The organism is Pseudoalteromonas sp. Z1A6 (genome assembly GCF_011378745.1).
In the GTDB taxonomy this organism is placed as follows: Bacteria; Pseudomonadota; Gammaproteobacteria; order Enterobacterales; family Alteromonadaceae; genus Pseudoalteromonas; species Pseudoalteromonas arctica.
On the sequence record NZ_WTKW01000679.1, the window covers coordinates 1 to 677 of the forward strand.

Annotated in this window: 1 protein-coding gene; it reads right to left on the reverse strand. The window is 34.6% G+C overall.

Annotated features, from left to right (window positions below; translation table 11 throughout):
- Positions 1 to 6: 6 nt before the first annotated feature.
- On the reverse strand, positions 7 to 677 hold a 671-nt coding region (locus GQR46_RS20305; protein ID WP_165742335.1), incomplete at its 5' end, for a (Fe-S)-binding protein.

Here is a 677-nt window from a genome sequence, read left to right on the forward strand (position 1 = left end):
ATAAAGTTATTTAAGAACCTGTGCTAGTAATTCAATTGGGTGTTTTGGTTTAAATTGTTCAAAACGTTTAACTTGGCTACGACAAGAAAATCCCGTAGATAAAAGTTGCTCAGGTTTATTTTTATCTACAATTGGTTTCCAGCTCATTTCGTAAAGCGCACGTGAGTTATCTTGATTTTGTGCTTCGTGGCCATAAGTTCCCGCCATTCCACAACAACCTGTATTTGTTGTTTTTAATGTTAAACCAATATCATTGAAAATTGTTTGCCATACATTTGCTGCTTTTGGCAGCGCAGTTGTTTCAGTACAATGACTCAGTAGTGTAAATTCGGTATCTGTATTTTGTTTTGCGCTTAGTGATTTAAACGATTGTGTTTCGAGCCATTCATGGGCAAGTTGCACATTAAATTCACCACGGTTATTTTCTAAAATTGTATTATATTCATCGCGGTAACACATAACGAGTGACGCGTCTAAACCGACTAACGGTGCATTAATATCATTTAATTTATTTAAAAACTCGGCTGCATTTTTAGCTGTAACTTTAAATTCATGTAAAAAACCTTTTACGTGTTGCGGTTTACCATTTGGTTTAAAAGGTAATAGCATTGGTTTTTTGCCAAGTTGGGTTATTAAAGTAATAAAACTTTCTACTAATTCCGCTTCGTAAAAGCTCG